The 17722-nt window shown below is 73.4% G+C and carries 17 protein-coding genes; 10 read left to right on the top strand and 7 right to left on the bottom strand.

Annotation, left to right across the window (positions count from 1 at the left end):
• Positions 1-19 precede the first annotated feature (19 nt).
• From ACFYNS_RS13530 to ACFYNS_RS13560, 7 genes are all read left to right on the top strand, one after another.
• Positions 20-1345: a sensor histidine kinase gene (locus ACFYNS_RS13530; RefSeq protein WP_388602721.1), complete on the top strand. Its 1326-nt coding sequence runs from the start codon at positions 20-22 to the stop codon at positions 1343-1345.
• Positions 1342-2034, top strand: coding sequence for a response regulator transcription factor (locus tag ACFYNS_RS13535; RefSeq protein WP_360302956.1), 693 nt, complete (start codon positions 1342-1344; stop codon positions 2032-2034). The genes ACFYNS_RS13530 and ACFYNS_RS13535 overlap by 4 nt, the downstream gene beginning before the upstream one ends.
• Before the next feature lie 64 nt (positions 2035-2098).
• Entirely contained in the window at positions 2099-3571 is a 1473-nt protein-coding gene (locus ACFYNS_RS13540) for a peptidoglycan D,D-transpeptidase FtsI family protein (RefSeq protein ID WP_388602724.1), read from the top strand.
• A 202-nt stretch (positions 3572-3773) separates the two neighbouring features.
• Positions 3774-4610: an NAD-dependent epimerase/dehydratase family protein gene (locus ACFYNS_RS13545; protein ID WP_388602726.1), complete on the top strand. Its 837-nt coding sequence runs from the start codon at positions 3774-3776 to the stop codon at positions 4608-4610.
• Positions 4611-4706: 96 nt separating this feature from the next.
• Entirely contained in the window at positions 4707-5054 is a 348-nt protein-coding gene (locus tag ACFYNS_RS13550; protein WP_360302950.1) for a GlsB/YeaQ/YmgE family stress response membrane protein, read from the top strand.
• 150 nt (positions 5055-5204) lie between these two features.
• Complete coding sequence (locus ACFYNS_RS13555) at positions 5205-5297, top strand: 50S ribosomal protein L37 (RefSeq protein WP_388544748.1); 93 nt, start codon at positions 5205-5207, stop codon at positions 5295-5297.
• 111 nt (positions 5298-5408) lie between these two features.
• Positions 5409-5879, top strand: a complete 471-nt coding sequence (locus tag ACFYNS_RS13560; RefSeq protein WP_360302948.1) for an SSI family serine proteinase inhibitor — start codon at positions 5409-5411, stop codon at positions 5877-5879.
• 207 nt (positions 5880-6086) lie between these two features.
• On the opposite strand, the gene ACFYNS_RS13565 is transcribed toward ACFYNS_RS13560, so the two are convergent.
• Positions 6087-7277, bottom strand: coding sequence for a TerD family protein (locus ACFYNS_RS13565; RefSeq protein ID WP_388602954.1), 1191 nt, complete (start codon positions 7275-7277; stop codon positions 6087-6089).
• 287 nt (positions 7278-7564) lie between these two features.
• Here ACFYNS_RS13565 and ACFYNS_RS13570 point away from each other — a divergent pair, with 287 nt between their 5' ends.
• The 3 genes from ACFYNS_RS13570 (at position 7565) to ACFYNS_RS13580 (ending at position 9228) form a co-directional block, all read left to right on the top strand.
• On the top strand, positions 7565-8224 hold the full coding sequence (locus ACFYNS_RS13570; protein ID WP_360303417.1) for a helix-turn-helix domain-containing protein: 660 nt from the start codon (positions 7565-7567) through the stop codon (positions 8222-8224).
• 140 nt (positions 8225-8364) lie between these two features.
• Positions 8365-8580, top strand: a complete 216-nt coding sequence (locus ACFYNS_RS13575; protein WP_360303415.1) for a hypothetical protein — start codon at positions 8365-8367, stop codon at positions 8578-8580.
• A gap of 60 nt (positions 8581-8640) precedes the next feature.
• Positions 8641-9228, top strand: coding sequence for a DUF1648 domain-containing protein (locus tag ACFYNS_RS13580; protein ID WP_360303413.1), 588 nt, complete (start codon positions 8641-8643; stop codon positions 9226-9228).
• Between the two features lie 19 nt (positions 9229-9247).
• Here the strand turns inward: ACFYNS_RS13580 and ACFYNS_RS13585 are convergent, their stop codons facing one another.
• From ACFYNS_RS13585 to ptlD, 6 genes are all read right to left on the bottom strand, one after another.
• Complete coding sequence (locus ACFYNS_RS13585; protein ID WP_360303412.1) at positions 9248-10798, bottom strand: MFS transporter; 1551 nt, start codon at positions 10796-10798, stop codon at positions 9248-9250.
• Between the two features lie 342 nt (positions 10799-11140).
• Positions 11141-12760: a hypothetical protein gene (locus ACFYNS_RS13590; RefSeq protein ID WP_388602731.1), complete on the bottom strand. Its 1620-nt coding sequence runs from the start codon at positions 12758-12760 to the stop codon at positions 11141-11143.
• Positions 12761-13173: 413 nt separating this feature from the next.
• The gene (gene ptlI / locus ACFYNS_RS13595) at positions 13174-14568 is read right to left on the bottom strand and encodes a pentalenene oxygenase (protein WP_360300420.1); all 1395 of its coding nucleotides are present in this window, start codon (positions 14566-14568) and stop codon (positions 13174-13176) included.
• A gap of 107 nt (positions 14569-14675) precedes the next feature.
• Positions 14676-15689 (bottom strand): pentalenene synthase, encoded by a 1014-nt coding sequence (ptlA, locus tag ACFYNS_RS13600; RefSeq protein WP_388602733.1) that lies wholly within the window; start codon positions 15687-15689, stop codon positions 14676-14678.
• Positions 15690-15796: 107 nt separating this feature from the next.
• Complete coding sequence (locus tag ACFYNS_RS13605) at positions 15797-16810, bottom strand: polyprenyl synthetase family protein (RefSeq protein ID WP_360300415.1); 1014 nt, start codon at positions 16808-16810, stop codon at positions 15797-15799.
• Positions 16807-17706, bottom strand: coding sequence for a neopentalenolactone/pentalenolactone F synthase (ptlD, locus tag ACFYNS_RS13610; RefSeq protein WP_360300413.1), 900 nt, complete (start codon positions 17704-17706; stop codon positions 16807-16809). Before ptlD ends, ACFYNS_RS13605 begins: the two co-directional genes overlap by 4 nt.
• Positions 17707-17722: the final 16 nt, after the last annotated feature.

Raw genomic sequence — 17722 nt, forward strand, 5'->3', positions numbered from 1 at the left:
ACGGCGGGGGTGAGCGGGCATGACCGGACCGCATGGGGGCCGGGTGCGGGTCCTGGCACTGCGCTGGGTACATCTGCTGCAGGGTGGCGCGCTGCTGATGCCGTTCTTCCTGCTGGTGAACGTGGGCATCGGAGTCGTGCGGCCCGGCTCGGCCCGCCTCCTGAACGGCGCGCTCGGCCCGCAGTTCCTGGCCTTCGGGCTCTGCCTGCCGCTGGTGGCGGCGGCCGGGCTGCTCCCCGTCGTCCGGGCGCTGGAGTCCGCGGCGGCGCGCACCCTGTGCGGGCTGCCGGACGGCGCACTCGCCCACGGCCCCGCCGACTCCTGGGCGGCGCGGCGCCGTTGCGCGGGCTGGTTCACGCTGCACGTCGGCGTCGGCGGCCTGCTGAGCGGCGCTTCGCTGGCCGTCCCGCCGATGGCCCTGGTGCTGCTCGCCCACCCGCTCTTCCCGGTCCTGCGCAGCGAGCGGTGGGCCTGGCCGTGGGCGCACGCGGGCAGCGCGCTGTGGACGGCTCCGGTCGCCGGTCTCGCGCTGCTCGCCGCCCTGGCGGCAGCCGTGCACGGCGCCGGGGCACTGCTGGCGCGCTGCGCGCCGCCGCTGCTGGGGCCGACCCCCGCCGACCGGCTGGCCGCCGCCGAACGGCGCGCGGCCGACCTGGCGGCCCGCAACCGGCTGGCCCGCGACCTGCACGACTCGGTCGGACATGCGCTGAGCGCGGTCGCGCTCCAGGCGGCCGCGGCGCGCCGGGCGCTGGAGCGCGACCCGCAGTTCGTCCGGACCGCGCTGGCCGCGATCGAGGAGACCGGCCGGAGCGCGGTGGCGGAACTCGACGGTGTGCTCGGCGTACTGCGGGCCGGGGAGAGCGGCCCGGCGCCGGGGCCAGGGCTGGGCACCGGCCTGGAGTCCCTGATCGCCCGGTCCCGCGCCACCGGCACCCGGATCGACCTGTGGGTGGACGAGTCGCTCGGCCCGTCGGCCGGGCTGGACGCCCAGGTGTCCGCCGAGTCCTTCCGGGTGGTGCAGGAGGGGCTGAGCAACGCGCTGCGGCACGCGCCGGGCGCCGCGGTGTCCGTCCGGCTGGAGCGGCAGCGCGCCCCGGAGGGCGAGATGCTGGCGGTGACGGTCGAGAACGCGGCGCGTACGGTGCGGGAACCGCGCCGTACCGGCGGCCGGGGCCTGGCCGGGATCTCCGAGCGCGCCGCGCTGCTGGGCGGCACCGCGCGGACGGAGGACGCGGGCGGCGTGTGGCGGCTGACGGTCCGCCTGCCCCTGGCCCCCGCGGCAGGCGCGGAGCGCCGGCGGGCGGGCGGCCCGGGGAACGGTACGCAACGGGAGGGCACGCCATGACGTCGGGGACATCGGCACCGCTGCGGGTCCTGCTCGCGGATGACGAGCACATGGTGCGCACGGCGCTGTGGACGATTCTGGCCGTCGAGCCGGGTATCGAGCCGGTGGGCGAGGCGAGGGACGGCGACGAGGCCGTCTCCGCGGTGCGCGCGCTGCGCCCCGACGTGGTGCTGATGGATGTGCGGATGCCGCGGGTCGACGGGATCCGCGCCACCGAGCAGCTGGTGCGGACCCTGGGCGGGGAAGCGCCGCGGATCCTGGTCCTGACCACCTTCGAGAACGACAGCCACGTGTACGACGCGCTCCGCGCCGGAGCGCACGGCTTCCTGCTCAAGCGGACGACCGCCGAGGACCTGGTGGCCGGGATCCGGCTGGTCGCGCGCGGCGACTCGCTGCTCTTCCCCGCCGCCGTCCGCGCGCTGGCGGCCCACCATGCCGACCGGCGCCGCACGGCGGCGCTCACCGCGCGGCTGACCGCACGCGAGACCGCGGTGCTCGGCCTGATGGCCCGGGGGCTGACCAACGCGGAGATCGCCGTGCGGCTCGCGGTAGGCACCGCCACGGTGAAGACGCATGTGGCCGGGGTGCTGGCCAAGCTGGGGGCGCGGGACCGCACCCACGCGGTCATCCTGGCCTACGAGCACGGTGTGGTCACTCCGGGCGGAGAGACACCCCGGCCGGAGAGATGAGAATGTCCTGAGAAGTCCCTCTCGGACGGAACCCGCACCGTCCCGGAGTGCGTTCTCGTGCGGGATGAACAGGACGATCAGGCGTGCGGGCACCGTCACGCTGCTGCTGGTGATGGCGCTGCTGATGCGGCTGACCTGGCTGCAGACGGTGGACGGCGAAGCCCTCGCGGACAACGAGGACAACCGGCGGAACGCCATCGAGCGATACGCGCATCCGTTCGGCGACATCTATGTGGGCGGCGAGCCGGTCACCGGCTCCGAGCGCGCCGGGGACGGCGGCGACCTGCGCCACCGGCGGACCTACACCGACGGACCGCTCTACGCGCCGGTCACCGGTTTCGCCTCGCAGGTGCGCGGTACGACCCAGCTCGAGGGCATCTACCGGGACGTGCTCGACGGCACCGACGACCGGCTCAAGGACCCGCTGGAGCTGCTGACCGGCGAGCGGGCCCAGCCGGGCAACGTGCTCACCACCATCGACCCGGACGTGCAGCGGGCCGGGTACCGGGCGCTGGACGGCAAGAAGGGCGGCGCGGTGGCGATCGACCCGGACAGCGGCGAGATCCTGGGCGCCGTCAGCACCCCGTCGTTCGACCCGTCGTCGGTCAGCGGCAGCACCGCGGAGGACGCCGCGGCGTGGCGGAAGCTGACCGCCCGCAGCGGCACCGACCGGACCGACGACCAGCCGACCCTGAACCGCGCGCTGCGCCAGGCCGTGCCGCCGGGCTCGACGTTCAAGCTGGTGGTGGCCGCCGCGGCACTGGAGAACGGGCTCTACTCGTCGGTGGACGAGCGGACCGACAGCCCCGACCCCTACACCCTGGAGGGCACCTCCACGGTGCTGAGGAACGAGAACGCCGCGGCTCCCTGCGAGGACGCCTCCTTGCGGACGGCGCTGCGCTACTCCTGCAACAACGTCTTCGCCGCGCTGGCGACCGAGTTGGGCACCGCGAAGCTGCGGGAACAGGCCGAGAAATTCGGCTTCGACGACGCGAAGCGGGACGTGCCGGTCCGCGCGGCGCGGAGCAACTTCCCCGCCCGGATGGACCCGGCGCAGACCGGGCTCTCCGGGATCGGGCAGTTCGAGGTCACCGCGACCCCGCTCCAGATGGCGATGGTCTCGCAGGCCGTCGCGCGGGGCGGCGAACTCGTCGACCCGCACATGGTCTCCCGGGTGCAGGACGGCAGCGGGCACACGCTCCGGTCCTACGAGGACCCGGACACGCACCGGGTGATGAGCGAACGCACCGCCGGGCAACTCAAGTCGGCGATGGGCACGGTGGTGGAGAAGGGCACCGGCAGCAACGCGAAGATCGACGGCGTCACGGTGGGCGGCAAGACCGGCACGGCCCAGCACGGAGTCGACAACAGCGGCACGCCGTACGCCTGGTTCACCTCCTTCGGCGAGACGGACTCCGGCCGGAAGGTCGCGGTGGCCGTGCTCGTGGAGGACTCGGACGCGGCCCGCGCCGAGGTCAGCGGCAACGGGCTGGCGGCGCCCGTCGCCCGGAGGATGATGGAGGCGGCGCTGCGGTGACCCCGCCGCACGGCCCGTCGCACCCCGTGCGGGCGGGCCGTGCGGCCCTCGGGGCGCGCCGGACCGCACCAGCGGCGGGGCGGCGTCTTGACGCGCGGTGCGGCCCTTCGTAGCGTCGCCTTCCCCCTGGTGTCCGCCTCTGTGCGCCCGCATCGGCGCACCGGGGCCGAAGCCCCGCCGGACGACCGGATGGAGACCGCACGTGCCCGAGAGTTCCGCGGCCGGGTCCGCGCCCCGCACCGTACTGCTGACCGGCGCCGCCGGGGGCATCGGCACCCGGATGCGGGAGCTGCTGCCCGGCTACGGCTGGACCCTGCGGCTGCTGGACATGCACCCCGACGCGGACGCACCCGACGCCCACGTACTGGACCTGGGGGCCACGGACACCGACGCGCTGCGCACCGCGGTCCGGGGCGTGGAGGCGATCGTGCACCTGGCGGGGATCTCCCTGGAGTCCACGTTCGAGAAGATCCTCGCCGCCAACATCCGGGGCACGTACGCGCTCTACGAAGCCGCCCGCGCCGAGGGCGTGCGCCGCGTCGTCTTCGCCTCCTCCAACCACGCGGTCGGCTTCACCCCCGTCCCGGCGGACGGCGCGGCGCTGATCCCGCCGGACACCCCGCACCGCCCCGACACCTTCTACGGCCTCTCCAAGTCCTTCGGCGAGGACCTGGCGCAGCTCTATTGGGACCGGCACGGCATCGAGACCGTCTCCCTCCGGATCGGCTCCTGCCAGGCGGCACCGACCTCCGTACGGGAGTTGTCGACCTGGCTCAGCTTCGGCGACTGCGCCCGGCTCCTGCACGCGGCGCTGACCGCGCCGGACGTCGGCCACACGGTCGTCCACGGCTCCTCGGCCAACACCCGGATCTGGTGGGACCTCGCCCCGGCCCGCGCCCTGGGCTACGCGCCGCGCGACGACTCGGAGCCCTACGCCGCGGAACTGATCGCTCGGCACGGCGAGTTGGACACCGAGGACCGCGATCAGGCACACCTGGGGGGCGAGTTCTGCACGCGTCCGCCGAGGTGGCCGCACTGAGCCGCGCCGCGCGAAGGGCCGGACGGGGCGAACGGGGCGACGGGCGGGGCAGGCATGATGGATCCGCAACCGACCAGCCACGGGGAGGCCCCTGAGATGCTCGCCACACCGCTCACCCAGCTCGCCGACGCACAGGACGCGGGTTCGGACCTGCTCTCCGACCTCGCGCACTCGGGCGTGCTGAGCTGGATCGTCCTCGGCCTGGTCGCGGGCACGGTGGCCAAGATCCTGCTGCCCGGCCGCGATCCGGGCGGCCTCGTGGGCACCGTGCTCATCGGTGTCGCCGGGGCGTTCACCGGGGGCTGGCTCTCCGCCACCTTCCTGGACCGTCCGATAGCCAACAACGTGGTGGACCCCGGCCTCTGGATCGCCGCCGTCGCCGGGGCGCTCGTGCTGCTGATCGTCTACCGGCTGCTCTTCGGACACTCCCGCGACCGCCGCTGACCACCGCGGGCCCGGGTACGGGCCGGCACCCGGGCCGCGCAGGGCAGGACGGACGGCCTCGCAGCAGGTGCCCTCCGTGCTCCGCCGGTCCGGGTGGTTCGGAAGAGGAAGCGGGTGGGTGGTAGAAACGCGGAGGTATACATCCCTCGTGTGAAAGGAGACGCCATGTCGTCCAAGCGTCGGCGCAAGAAGAAGGCCCGCCGCGGCAACGCGGCCAACCACGGCCGCCGTCCGCAGTCCTGAGTGCGGCTCCCCGCGTGCCGCACGGGCACGCGGGGAGCCCGCCCGGTGGTCCGCCGCCTCCCGAGGGCCGCGGCCCCGTATCCTCCCGGCGGCCGGTCTCGTTAGGAGGCCGTGAGCACTCGAACCTCCGCCCGGTATCTCGTCCGTACCGCTGTGGCCGCGGCCGCGCTGGCGGTACCCCTGCTGACCTCACAGGCGGCACCCGCCGCCGACACCGCGAACGCCCCCGCCGACTCCTCGCCCGGCGGCCCGCACACCGGGCCCGGCTCCGACGGCGACCCCCAGGGCGTCTTCCTGTCCGTCTCCGGCTCCGAGGACTCCTGGATCCGGGGCGTCATGCTGCACTGCGAGCCGACGCCGCACGGACACCATCCGAGGGCCGCGGAGACCTGCGCGGCCCTCGACGCGGCGCACGGCGATCTCGACGCGCTGCCCGCCGGCAGCGGCCACTGCACCATGCAGTACGACCCGGTGACCGTCACCGCCCGCGGCAGTCACCGGGGGCAGGCCGTGAACTGGAAGAAGACCTTCCCGAACGCCTGCGAGATGCATCAGGCGACAGGTCCCGTCTTCGACTTCTGAACCGGTTCCGGCGAGCCGACCCGTCGGGGCCGGTCCACGCCGTGCGGCCGTGCCGTCCGGCGCCACGCTTGACCGGACCGTGCGAGCGGCGGCCGGACCCGCAGCTCGACGCGGGCCCGCAGGACCGCCGGAGCTCGCACCCACCGGCCCGCCGCGCTCCCGACTCCTGCTCCCGGCCGGGCGGCGCGGCGGGTCGGCTCGGTGGGCCTACAGCGCGGCGGCGCCGGGCTTCACCATGCCGCGTACCGTGCGCGAGTCGACATACTCACCCAGCGCCGTCATCTCCCACTCGCCGGAGAACTGGCGGATGAACTTCGCCATCAGGACACCCGTCCGCGGCTCGGACTGGGTCAGGTCGAACCGGACCAACTCCCCGCCACCTCCGTCGAGCAGCCGGCAGTACGCCTTGGCGACGTCCGTGAACTTCTGGCCGGAGAAGGAGTTGACGGTGAAGACCAGCCCCGTCACCTGGGGTGGGATGTCGCCGAGGTGGACGGTGATCACCTCGTCGTCCCCCTCGCCCTCGCCCGTGAGGTTGTCGCCGGAATGCTGGATGACACCGCCGAGAATGGCCAGCTTGCCGAAGTAACAGGCGTCGACCTTCTTGCGGTTGGCGTCGTAGGCGATGACCGAGGCGTCGAGGTCGATCTCCTTCGCCCGCCTCCCGGCGCGGAAGACCGGCTCCCAGCCGAGCCCCATCCGCACCGAGGTGAGCAGCGGCCTGCCTCCCTTGACCAGCGACACCGTCTGGTTCTTCTGCAGGCTCACCCGCCCCTTGTCCAGGTTGATCTTCCCCGTCCCGGCAGGCGCGGCCGGGGCGGCGGGAGCGGGTGCCGCCGCGGGCGGGGCGGGAGCGGCGACCGGTGGGGCAGCGGGCGCCGCGGGGGCGGCCGCGGGCGCGGGCGGGGCGGCGGGCTCCTCCACCTGCACGCCGAAGTCGGAGGCGATCCCGCCCAGCCCGTCGGCGTATCCCTGGCCGACGGCACGCACCTTCCAGGCGCCGTTCCTGCGGTAGACCTCCACCACCAGCAGCGCCGTCTCGGCACCGAGCTGCGGCGGGGTGAAGGTGGCCAGCACCGCGCCGGTGCCGGCGTCCCGGACCGTGGCGGTGGGTTCGGTGCCCGCGAAGGTGGCGCCGGGGGCGTCCGGACTCGCGAGGACGGTGACCTTGTCGATCCCGGCGGGCACCGCGCCGGTCTCGACGGTGATGGTGTCGGTGGCGCCGCCGGTGTGGGTCACGCCGGGAGCGGTCGGCTGGTTGTAGAAGACGAAGTCGTCGTCCGAGCGGACCTTGCCCTCCGGGCTCAGCAGCAGTGCCGAGACGTCGAGCTTGCTGGGTGCGGTTACCTCCACCGCGACGCGCTGCGCGGTCAGCGGAAGATTGGAGCCGGGAGTCATTGCCGTCATGCCGGAGTAACGACCGGCCGGGCTTTGCGGTTCCTTTGCCGTGACCGGGGTGTACCCGTCCGGGCGGCCCCCGCGCCCGTCAGGCGCGCCGCGGGGGCCGCCCGGGTCCGGGTCGGCGCAGGTGCACCGCGGCGGGAGGCGGCGGGAAGCAGCGGGCGACGCCGGTGGACGGCTCCGCACCCCGTCGGTCCCGGAGTACAGTGGTGTAGACAGACCTGTTTACCGTAGTGCGGGCAGGGCCCGGCACGGCGGGGCGTCGACGAAGGGAGCTGCGAGCAGTGCGGACGGGGACAGCGGAATCGGCGGCGGCGCAGCCTGCGGCCCCGGAGGAGCTGACGCCCGGCGCCCGGCGGATTCTGGACGCGGCGAGCGCCCTCTTCTACGAGCGCGGCATCACGGCCGTCGGCGTCGACCTGATCGCCAAGGAGGCCGGCACCACCAAGAAGACGCTCTACGACCGGTTCGGCGGCAAGGACGCGCTGATCGCGGCGTATCTGCGCGAGCGGGACCGGCGCTGGCGCTCCTGGCTGACCTCGTGGGTGGCGGCGCACGCCGCGGACACCGGGGCCTCCGCGCAGCTGCTGGCCACTTTCGACGCGCTCGCGGAGTGGACGCGGCAGCACAATCCGCGCGGCTGCGGATTCGTCAACGCCGCGGCGGAGCTGCCCGACCCCGCGCACCCGGGACGCCGTGTGATCACCGAACAGAAGCACTGGATGCACGGCTATCTCCGCGAGCTCGCGGTCGCGGCCGGTGCGCGGGAGCCGGGGCGGCTGGCCGACCGGCTGGCCGTGCTGCACGAGGGCGCCATGGTCATGCGCGGCCTGGCGCTCGTGGACGACCCGGTCGGCACCGCGCGCGCTGTGGCCGAGCTGGCCCTCCGGGAGGCGCTCCCCGGGCCCGGCACCGGTGGAACGCCCGGACCGGCACGGCGCTGAGCCCGCGCCGGGAGAGAGGCTGAGGCCGCGCCGGGAGGAGGCATGCGGTCCTGTGGGCGGATCGGCGCGGTGACCGCGCTCTGCGCGGTGCCCCCGCGCTCCGAGGTGCATCGCGGGGGCCGCGGGCGCAGCCTGGAATCATGAGTGCGTTCGTCGTCGTCCATCCTCCCGCGCCCGGCGGCGGTCGCCGCGTCAGTGTGCACGGCGAGACGCTGGGCACCGCCTACGGTCTGACCGACCTGATCGAGTTCCTCGCCCGCGCTGGTCTGGACATCGCCACCGTCGACCTGTACGACGAGTCGGTCATCGAGTGGCAGGGCGGCAACCACCTGGTCTGGGGGCGCGCGGCGGAGTGAGGTCGCGCTCCGCGGGGCAGGCGTAAGGGACGAACGGGGACGTGGAGGGGAGCGCGGGGCGTGCGGGGAACGCGAGCGCAGGAGGACCGGAGCGGGGAGGCGTCCGGCGGTGCGGCGTTCCCGTGGGGGTGGCTGGTACCCGGGGTGCTGGTGCTCACGGGGCTGCTGGTGTGGGGGATCGTGGTCTACCCGCGGCTCCCGCAGCAGGTGCCGCAGCACTTCGGCAGCGATGGCGTGGACCGGTACGCGGACAAGTCGGTGGGCACCGTCTTCCTGCCCGTCCTCGTCCACGCGGGCGCGCTCGCGCTGCTGGCGGGGACGGCGTTCGCCACCCTGCGGATCACCCCGGTCCGCGACCTGCCCCCGGGGCGGCAGACGTCGAGCCTGGTCAACCGGCCGCAGACGGCACAGGGGGCGCTGGGCCTGGCCCGGGCGCAGCTCTTCCTCGGCTGCTGCCTCGGGGTGACCGTCGCCGTGGCCTGCAGCCTGATGTGGGCCGTCGAACCGCCTGCCGAGGGCGAGCCGCGGACGGGGACGCTGCTGCTCGCCCTGCTGCCGTCGGCGCTCGGCACCGCCGCCGTTCTGGCCGCGGCCTTCCGGGACCGCCGGCGGGAGTCGGGCCGGGCCGCGGAGCCCGGCGCGGAGTGACTCTCCGGTCCCGTCCCGCCTATCCGGGACCGGCCGCCCCCTCCGCCGTCCGCAGCTGCAGGGCCCGGAGGTCACGGCTGGTGGAGATCAGCTCCTTGGCCTCCTGTTCCGTGCTGACCATCGGCTGCGAGCCGTGCAGCGGCACGCCGGCGGTCTCCGGCATGAAACGCACGGCGAGCAGGCCGACGAGCCCGCTGACCATCAGATAGCCGCCGGGTACCAGGTTGCTGCCCGTCGCGCTGACCAGGCCCTCGGTGACCAGCGGGGTGGTTCCGCCGAAGGCGGCCACCGAGAAGTTGAAGCCGATCCCCATGGCGGCGTAGCGCACGCTCGTGGGGAAGAGCGCGGGCAGCGTGGCGGCCGACGGCGCGGCGAACCCGGCCAGCAGGGTGGCCAGGACGAGCACGCCGAGCGCGGGCAGCAGCCAGCCGTCCGAGCGCAGCAGCAGGAACGCGGGGACGGCCAGCACGATCTGGCCGACGGCGGCCCAGCGGTAGACGGGGCGCCGCCCGATCCGGTCGCTCAGCCGGCCGACGAAGGTGATGAGCAGCACCACCCACACCATGCCGACCAGCACCAGCACATCGGAGGTGGTGCCGTCCCGGCCCAGCACCTCGGTCTGGTAGGTCGGCAGATAGCCGGTCACCATGTAGTTGGTGACGTTGTAGAGCAGCACCAGGCCGATGCAGACCAGCAGCGGCTCCCGGTACCGGCGCAGGATGGTGCGGAACTCGTGCTTCTGTTCCCGCTCGGCGACGGCCTGGTCGTGCTCGTCCAACTGCTGCTGGAAGGCGGGGGACTCCTCCAGCTTGAGCCGCATGTACAGGCCGATCAGCCCCAGCGGCCCGGCGATCAGGAACGGGATGCGCCAGCCCCAGGAGAGCATCTGGCTGTCGGTCAGTGCGATGTTGAGCAGGGTGACCAGGACCGAGCCGAGGGCGTAGCCGATGAAGGTGCCGAAGTCGAGCCAGCTGCCGAGGTATCCGCGCCTGCGGTCGGGCGAGAACTCCGCGATGAAGGTGGTGGCGCCGCCGTACTCGCCGCCGGTGGAGAATCCCTGCAGCATCCGCGCGAGGAGCAGCAGGATCGGGGCCGCGATGCCGATGGTGTCGTAGTCGGGGATGAACCCGATCAGGAAGGTGCCGAAGGCCATCAGGATCATGGTCGCGGCGAGCACCTTCTGCCGCCCGAGCCTGTCGCCGAGCGGTCCGAAGAAGAGGCCGCCCAGCGGGCGGACGACGAAGGCGGCGGCGAACGTCGCGAACGAGGCCAGGAGTTGCGCCGCGTCGGAGGCGCCCGGATAGAAGACCTTGCCGATGGTGGCGGCCAGATAGCTGTAGACGCCGAAGTCGAACCACTCCATGCAGTTGCCGAGTGCGGAGGCGCTGACCGCCCGCTTGAGCATGGGCTCCTGGACGACCTGCACATCGTCCTTGGTGAACGGGCGGCCCGCGCGGCGCAGCCTGGAGACCAGTTCGTCGCGCACCTGTTGGGGCAGCGCGGCCACCGCCTGCGGTACCTGCCGGGCCGCCGCTGCGCCCCCGGACTGCCGCTTGGGGCTCTCTGTCACGTCGCTGTTCACACCCTTTGCTCCGGATAGCCGAAAAGGCCCGATCTGCTCGATCGTACGGAACTGCGGGAGCGGATCCCGGGAGCGGGTCGCCGGACTCGCCGCACCTCACACACCGTCCGCGGTGCGGACCGCGCCCGCACCGCCGGGCGTCCCGCACGCAGCACCGGGCGTCCCGCACGCAGCGCCGGGCGTCCCGTGCGGCACCCCGGCGGTGGGTGCGGCCGGTCACGTCAGCGGTCGGTACGGAACGCCCGCGCGGCGGAGGCAGGGACGGACGGACGGCCACCCTGTGTGGAGGTGTGAGGGCGCGGATCCCGCCCGGGCGGGATCCGCGGGCGGTCAGCGGGAGCGGGCCTTGAACGCGGCCTTGCGGGCGTCCTTGGCGATCCGCTTGTCCGGGTGCACCCGCCCCATCGTCTCCAGCACGTCCCCGGTCGACGGGTGCTCGACTCGCCACGCCTTGTCGAAGAAGCCGGTGTGCTGGTCGACCAGATCCCGTACCAGGTCGCGCAGTTCATCCGGTTCACCGGCGGTCGCGACCTGGGCTGCGATGGTGTCGATCGTCAGCCAGAAGACCATCTCCTCGTCCGGCTGCGGCACGTCCCCGGCACCGCGCTCGGCGAGCCAGACCCGGGCGAGCCCGCCCAACTGCCGGTCCTCCAGCACCTCGCGCAGCGCGGGCTCGGCCTCGGGTCCGGCGAGCGAGAGCGCCTGCTGGCAGGCGAGCCGCCGGACGGGCGCGGCCTCGTCGCCACCGCGTGCCGCCGCGAGCAGTTCCCGCGCGGCGGCCAACGTGCCGTCGCCGCCGGTGGGTCCGTCGGCGTTCCGGGCCGCGAACCACCCCTGGATCTCGCTGTGCGCGTTCTCCTCCGAGTAGACGGGCAGCGCGGCCAGCAGCGCGTCCGCTCCGGCGTGCGCGAGGTCGCCGACCGCGGGGACGTCCAGACCGGCCTCGCGCATCCTCTCGCGCACCCCGTACAGGCCGAGCGGGGTGAGCCGCACCATGCCGTAGCGGGAGACGTCCTCCTCGTCCGGCTCGGCGCCCGACTCCGCCGCGCCGTAGGGCTCTTCGCCCTCGTCCTCGCGGGTGAGGGCCTCGTCCACCGGCTGGTGGACGACCAGCCCGGTCGGCTCCAGCATCCGGAACTGCTCGTCCAGCCGCATCATCGTGCTGGAGACCTCTTCGAGCACGTCGTCGGTGGGCTCGTCCATGCCCTCGGGCACGGTCATCGAGGCGGCCAGCACCGGCAGCGGCACCATCGACCCGGCGGCGACGGCGGGGTCGGTGGCCGTGAGCAGGTAGAGGTTGCCCAGGGCGCTGTCCAGGGCCTCGGCCTCCTCCTCCGGGTTCCAGTCCAGCGCGTCGAGGTCGATGGTGTTCGGGTCGATCTCACCGTCCTCGCCGACGGCGCCCTCGATACCGTCCAGCAGTTCCTCGAAGCTGGGTGTCGCGGCGTCCGCGAGCACCGTCTCCAGGCCGCCGCGCCACAGCCCGAGGATCTCCTCCGGAGCGGGCGTGGGAGCTCCCTGGGCGCCGGTCAGGCCGCCCAGCTCCGGCTCCGGCGCGGCCGTGCCCACCGGGTCGTCGCTGCCCAACCCGTCGGCGGCCTCGGTACCCGCTCCGGAGTCCTCGGCCCCCTCGGCCCCCTCGGCCTCCTCGAATTCCTCGACCGCCAGCAGTCCGGTGTCCACGGCGAAGTTCCACGCGTCGGCGGCGAGTGCGGGGGCCTCCTCGTCTCCCGACAGGCCCAGGTGCGCGGCGGCCTGCTTGAGCTGCTCGGCCAGCAGTTCGCCTCCGGCACCCACCGGAATACCCGCACCCGCGGGACCGCCGGCGCGCGCCCAGCGGGTGAGTTCCACAGCGCGCGCCAGGAGCGGTGCGGCCAGTGCGTCCCGCGCCAGTTCGGCATCGGAGGGCAGCCGGACGGGCGGCAGGGTGGGACGGTCGTCACCGGTCATGTGCGGGTTCATCTCCTACAGGTGCTACGGGTTGCCGGACGGTGCGGGGACCCAGCGTAGACGGGATCTGTCCCCGGGTGCCCGAATCGTGCAGCGAGCACGTAACAAGGACGGACTCGGTCCTGGCCGGCTCGCCCCGTCCGGCCGTCGCCGGTCCCGGCCGAGCCCGGTCCGTTGCCGACCGTGTGCGGTCGCCGGTGGCCCCTCGGCTCCCGGTGCCTCGGGCCTCGCTCGGGAACGGGCGAGGGTTCCCGACCGGCGGTCCGGTGCGGGATCCTGCTCGTGCTGCACACCGGGAGCCGAGGGGCGTACCTGCCCCAGGTGCCCCGCTCCGGCTCGGGGACGGCCTGCCGGTGGCGGCCGGACCCCCGCGCAGAAGCCGCGCGGCCGGGCCAGGACGACGTTCCCTGCACTCACCTCGCGTCACCCCCGGCCGGTGCGGGGACGGTGGAGGCCGTCCGGCGGGGGGTGCGCGCGTCCAGTCGCAGGCGCAGTCGGCGCGGATGGTAGACGGTGGCCAGCGGAACCGGGCGGATGTCCATTCCTGGCTCGCAGGTGACCCGCCAGCGGCCGAGGATGGTGGCGAGCCCCAGGGCGGCCTCGGTCCGTGCGTAGAGGTCGCCGATGCACTTGCGGGCGCCGGTGCCGAACGGGACGTAGGCGTGCCGGGCGGCGGGCGCGACACGGTCCGGGAGCCAGCGGTCGGGGTCGAACGTCGTGGGGTTGTCGAAGGCGTCCTCGTACCGGGAGACCGCGGCAGGACTGAAGACGACGGTGGAGCCGGTGGGCAGCCGGCGGCCGGCGAGTTCGGTCGGGGAGGCGGTGAGCCGGGTGAACAGCCAGGCGGGCGGGTGCAGTCGCAGCGTCTCGGAGATGATCCGGTCGGTCAGGGAGAGCTTCGGCAGGTCGTCCCACTGCGGGGCACGCCCGCCGAGGACGGTGTCCATCTCCTCGTACAGCGCGGCCTCGATCTCCGGGTGCTGGGAGAGCAGGTAGAAGACCCAGGTGAGGGTGCCGGCGACGGTCTCGGTGCCGGCCGCCATCACGGTGATGACCTGGTCGTGGATCTCCCGGTCCGCGAGCCGGCCGCCGTCGTCGTCGCGGGAGGCGAGCAGGGCGGCGAGCAGGTCGTCGCGCTCGGTCCCGTCCGCACGGTAGTCGTCGATGAGCCGCTGGGTGGTCGCGTGCAGGAAGTCCAGGTTGCTCTTGTAGCGCCGGTTGGACGGCAGGGGCATCCTGCGGACGGAGGCCGGCAGGAACATCTGCCGGAACAGGCCGTTGAGCACGACATCGAAGGAACGTTCCACCTGTGCCGCCAGCTCAGGGCTGACAGGTGTGGAGTACAGGGTGCGGCCGACCGTGCGCAGGGCCATGCCGTACATCTCCTGGAAGGCGTCGACGACCATGCCGTCCTGCCACCGGGACGCCGTGGCCTCGATCTCGGCGTGCATGGCCTCGGAGTAGCGCTTGAGCTGGCCGCGGGTGAAAGCGGACTGCATCAGCCGGCGCTGCCGGCGGTGATCGGCGAACGGGCAGGTGACCAGGCCGTTGCCGGCGATGTCGCGGGCGCGGTCGTAGAAGACGCCGCCCTTGTCGAAGATGCGGTCGTTGGTCAGGACGTGCCGCAGCAGTTCGGGGTGCGTCGGCACGTAGGCCCTGGTGGGGCCGATCTTGATCTCGACCAGGTCGCCGTGGGCCGAGAGCGACGTCATGAAGTCCACGGGGTGCCGCATCATCTGAAGGGCGTGTCCCACCACGGGGAGGGCCCCGGGTGCCGTTCCCGCTGAAAAGATGCTCTCCTCGGTCATCCGATTCTCAACTTCCCGTGTGTGGCCGTTGGTTGTTCGCCCGTCCAGGCAGGAGGCCGGCTGTCCGCGGCGGCCGGGCGGAGGTGCGCGGTGCGAGGGCGGGGGCACTAGCGCGCAGTGCTGCCGAGTTCCTCCAGGTAGCCCCGGGAGCCGGCGGCGAGTGCGAACTCGGCGTCGTAGCGGCCCGAGGAGCGGTGCCAGTCGTAGGAACCGCGGATCACCGGGCGTATCGCGTCCGTGCGGTAGCGCTCCAGCGCCTCGCGCTCGTCCGGGTCGAGCCGGTAGATCTCGCCCAGCCGCGGCAGGCAGGACTCGAGCAGCAGGAACTGCTCCAGCCGGGCGTGCACCTCGTCCTGGAGGTGGGCGATGCTGCGGCTCCTGGACCAGCCGTGCTCCCGGTGCAGGATCAGGACGAGGTTGTTCTGCTCGCCGCGGGCCTCCTCCTTCTCCAGCGAGGCGATGTCGTTGAGCATCAGGTTGACGTCGACGGCGACCTGGAGCATCGCGGACAGCAGCGTGCTGTCGAAGACCCGGTGCGGCACCTCGAAGCGGCCCGCGCGCTCCGCGAGGTCCACCGTCGGCTGCACGCCGATGGTGTGCCGCCGCATGCCCAGGTACTGCGCGGCCGAATCGCACGGCCGGTTCCAGAAGCGGCTCGCCGCCTCGTCGACGTACCCGTCGAAGTAGTTGCGCCAGTGCCGGGCGCTGCGCGCACACCAGGCCGGGGTCATGCCCTCGCGGGTGCGCCGCCAGACGTCGGCGAAGCCGTGCGCGATCGGCGGCGCCTCCTCCGGCAGCGGGCCGTCCAGCGCGGCCGCCACCGCACCGGTCAGCTGCCCGGCCTTCTCGGGGTCCTCGCCGCGCGGCCCGTCGAAGAGGTCGTCGAACAGGAAGAACCACGACATCAGATCGACGCCCAGGTCGAGATCGGTGCCGGTGGCGTGCGGATAGAAGCGGGAGGCCAGGTCGGCGTAGCTGCCCCGCAGATGGCGTTCGGCCGCCATGTCGGACTTGATCAGACCGAGCGAGCGCGGCCACGCCAACTGCTCCGCCTCGGCCCGGGCATGATCGGGGCTCTGCCGGCCCGGCAGGGGTATTCGGATGTCGATGTCCTGCGGCATGGGGAAATCCTTCTCGTGGGGGAACGGGCTCGATGCCGTGCGGAAGAGGGAAAAGGGAAAGGGATATCGGGGGTGGCGGTAGGGATACGGACGTCCGGGCCGGGATCTCACCCGTCCCGGTCGACGACGAAGCGCCCGAGCGCGAGCAGCTCGTCGCGCGCACCGGCGTCCAGGTCGACGCCGAGGAGCGCGTCCTCGGCCAGCTTCATCCGCCGGGCAGCCTCGGCCAGGGCCCAGTCCCGGCCTCCGGCCCCGTCGATCAGTTCAGCCGCGCGCCGCAGCTCCTCCTCGCCTGGCTCGCCGGGGGCGGACAGCCAGGTGGCCAGCTCGACGCCGAGCGTGCCGCCCTGCTGGAGCGCGTAGCTGACGGGCAGGGACTTCTTGCGCGCGCGCAGATCGGAGTGGACCGATTTCCCGGTGACGGCCGGGTCGCCCCAGATGCCGAGGACGTCGTCGGTGAGCTGGAAGGCGCGGCCCACCTCGTCGCCGTAGCGGGCCAGCGCCTCCACCGTCGCCGCCGGTGCTCCGGCGAGGACGGCGCCGATCGCGGAGCTCGCCGACAGCAGCGCGCCCGTCTTGTCGGCGGCCATGTCGAGGCACTCGTCGACCGTGACGTACGGGCGCCGCTCGAAGGACAGGTCCTGGACCTGGCCCCGGATGAGGTGCCGGGTGGTGCGGGCCAGCAGCCGGGCGGCGGGCGCAGCCGTCGGAGTCCCGGCCTCCAGCAGCACCTCCTGGGCGAGCGTCAGCATCGCGTCACCGGTCAGGATCGCACTGGAGGAACCCCACAGCTTCCACACGGTGCGCTTGTGGCGGCGCTCCTCGTCGCCGTCCATCAGGTCGTCGTGCACCAGGGAGAAGTTGTGCACCAGCTCCACGGCGACGGCGCCGGGCAGGGCGACCTGCGGGGAGGCGCCGACCGCCTCGGCGGACAGCAGCGCGAGCGCCGGCCGGACGGCCTTGCCGGCGTCACCGTTCGTGGGCGCCCCACCGGCGGTGATCCATCCGAAGTGATAGGCCGCCTGGTGCCGTGAGCGGTGGTCCAGCCGGTCGACGGCGGCGCGCAGTGCCGGAGTGATGGTGGCCCGGCTGTGGCCGAGACACGTGGGAGCAGTGCTCATACGGCGACCTCCGCGTGCCAGGGATCGGCCGGATCGTCGAAGATGCTGACGACCTGACGCATGAGGCGCCGTTCGGCCGGGTCGAAGGGCTGCTTGGCGTGGATGGTGCCGAGTTGGTCCCACATGACGATGTCCCCGGGCTGCCAGGTGTGGGCGTAGGTGCACTCGGGCCTGCCCGCGTGCGACAGCAGTTCGTCGAGCAGCTTGCGGCTCTCGTCGGGGGCGAGGTCCACGATCCGCTTGGTGTTCAGGGTGCTGACGTAGACCGACTGGCGGCCGGTGCGCGGATTGCGGGCGATCAGCGGGTGGACGGTGGAGGTGCCGTCCTCGGGCTGGATCCGCCTGCCGCTCTCGCCGAGGGACACCTCGCCCTGCAGCTCTTCCTCGATGGTCTCCTCGTACCCGGTGCGCAGTCCGTGGCGGACCCGGTAGGAGTGCAGGCGCCGGCGCTCCTCGGGCGGCAGCGAGTCGTACAGGGCGTACATGTCGGTGAAGAGGGTCTGTCCGCCGCCGGAGGGCGGCACTTCCAGGGCCTCCAGGAAGCCGACCTGGGAGACGCGGGGGCGGAAGGAGTAGTCGGTGTGCCACGCCATCCACGCGGCGTCCCCGACGCCGATCTTGCGGCCGTTCTCCGTCAGGTTGGAGACGATCAGGATCTCGTTGTGGTCGGGATGGGCACCGCTGGTCAGGCCGGTCTTCGGGATGTGCCCGAAGCGGCGCCCGAAGGCCAGGAACTCCTCGTAGGAGGGTGTTTCGTGGCCGCGGAAGACGAGTACGAGATGCTTGTCGAGCGCCGCCCAGATCTCCTCGAACTGGGACCTGCCCATGTCGCCGGTGACATGGGAGCCGTGCACGACGGCGCCGAGAGCGGCGCCGGGGATCGGCGTGACGTCCATGGGCGTTGCCGCCTTT

Source organism: Streptomyces sp. NPDC006925, assembly GCF_042869575.1.
In the GTDB taxonomy this organism is placed as follows: domain Bacteria; phylum Actinomycetota; class Actinomycetes; order Streptomycetales; family Streptomycetaceae; genus Streptomyces.

Excerpts from the sequence above, each read along its gene's own strand:
- ACFYNS_RS13535 (WP_360302956.1), top strand. The coding sequence starts at position 1,342 with ATGACGTCGGGGACATCGGCACCGCTGCGGGTCCTGCTCGCGGATGAC.
- ptlI (WP_360300420.1), bottom strand. The coding sequence starts at position 14,568 with ATGACCGAGGAGAGCATCTTTTCAGCGGGAACGGCACCCGGGGCCCTC.
- ptlA (WP_388602733.1), bottom strand. The coding sequence starts at position 15,689 with ATGCCGCAGGACATCGACATCCGAATACCCCTGCCGGGCCGGCAGAGC.
- ACFYNS_RS13605 (WP_360300415.1), bottom strand. The coding sequence starts at position 16,810 with ATGAGCACTGCTCCCACGTGTCTCGGCCACAGCCGGGCCACCATCACT.
- ACFYNS_RS13575 (WP_360303415.1), top strand. The coding sequence starts at position 8,365 with ATGAGTGCGTTCGTCGTCGTCCATCCTCCCGCGCCCGGCGGCGGTCGC.
- ACFYNS_RS13550 (WP_360302950.1), top strand. The coding sequence starts at position 4,707 with ATGCTCGCCACACCGCTCACCCAGCTCGCCGACGCACAGGACGCGGGT.
- ACFYNS_RS13590 (WP_388602731.1), bottom strand. The coding sequence starts at position 12,760 with ATGACCGGTGACGACCGTCCCACCCTGCCGCCCGTCCGGCTGCCCTCC.
- ptlD (WP_360300413.1), bottom strand. The coding sequence starts at position 17,706 with ATGGACGTCACGCCGATCCCCGGCGCCGCTCTCGGCGCCGTCGTGCAC.
- ACFYNS_RS13565 (WP_388602954.1), bottom strand. The coding sequence starts at position 7,277 with ATGACTCCCGGCTCCAATCTTCCGCTGACCGCGCAGCGCGTCGCGGTG.
- ACFYNS_RS13530 (WP_388602721.1), top strand. The coding sequence starts at position 20 with ATGACCGGACCGCATGGGGGCCGGGTGCGGGTCCTGGCACTGCGCTGG.
- ACFYNS_RS13540 (WP_388602724.1), top strand. The coding sequence starts at position 2,099 with ATGAACAGGACGATCAGGCGTGCGGGCACCGTCACGCTGCTGCTGGTG.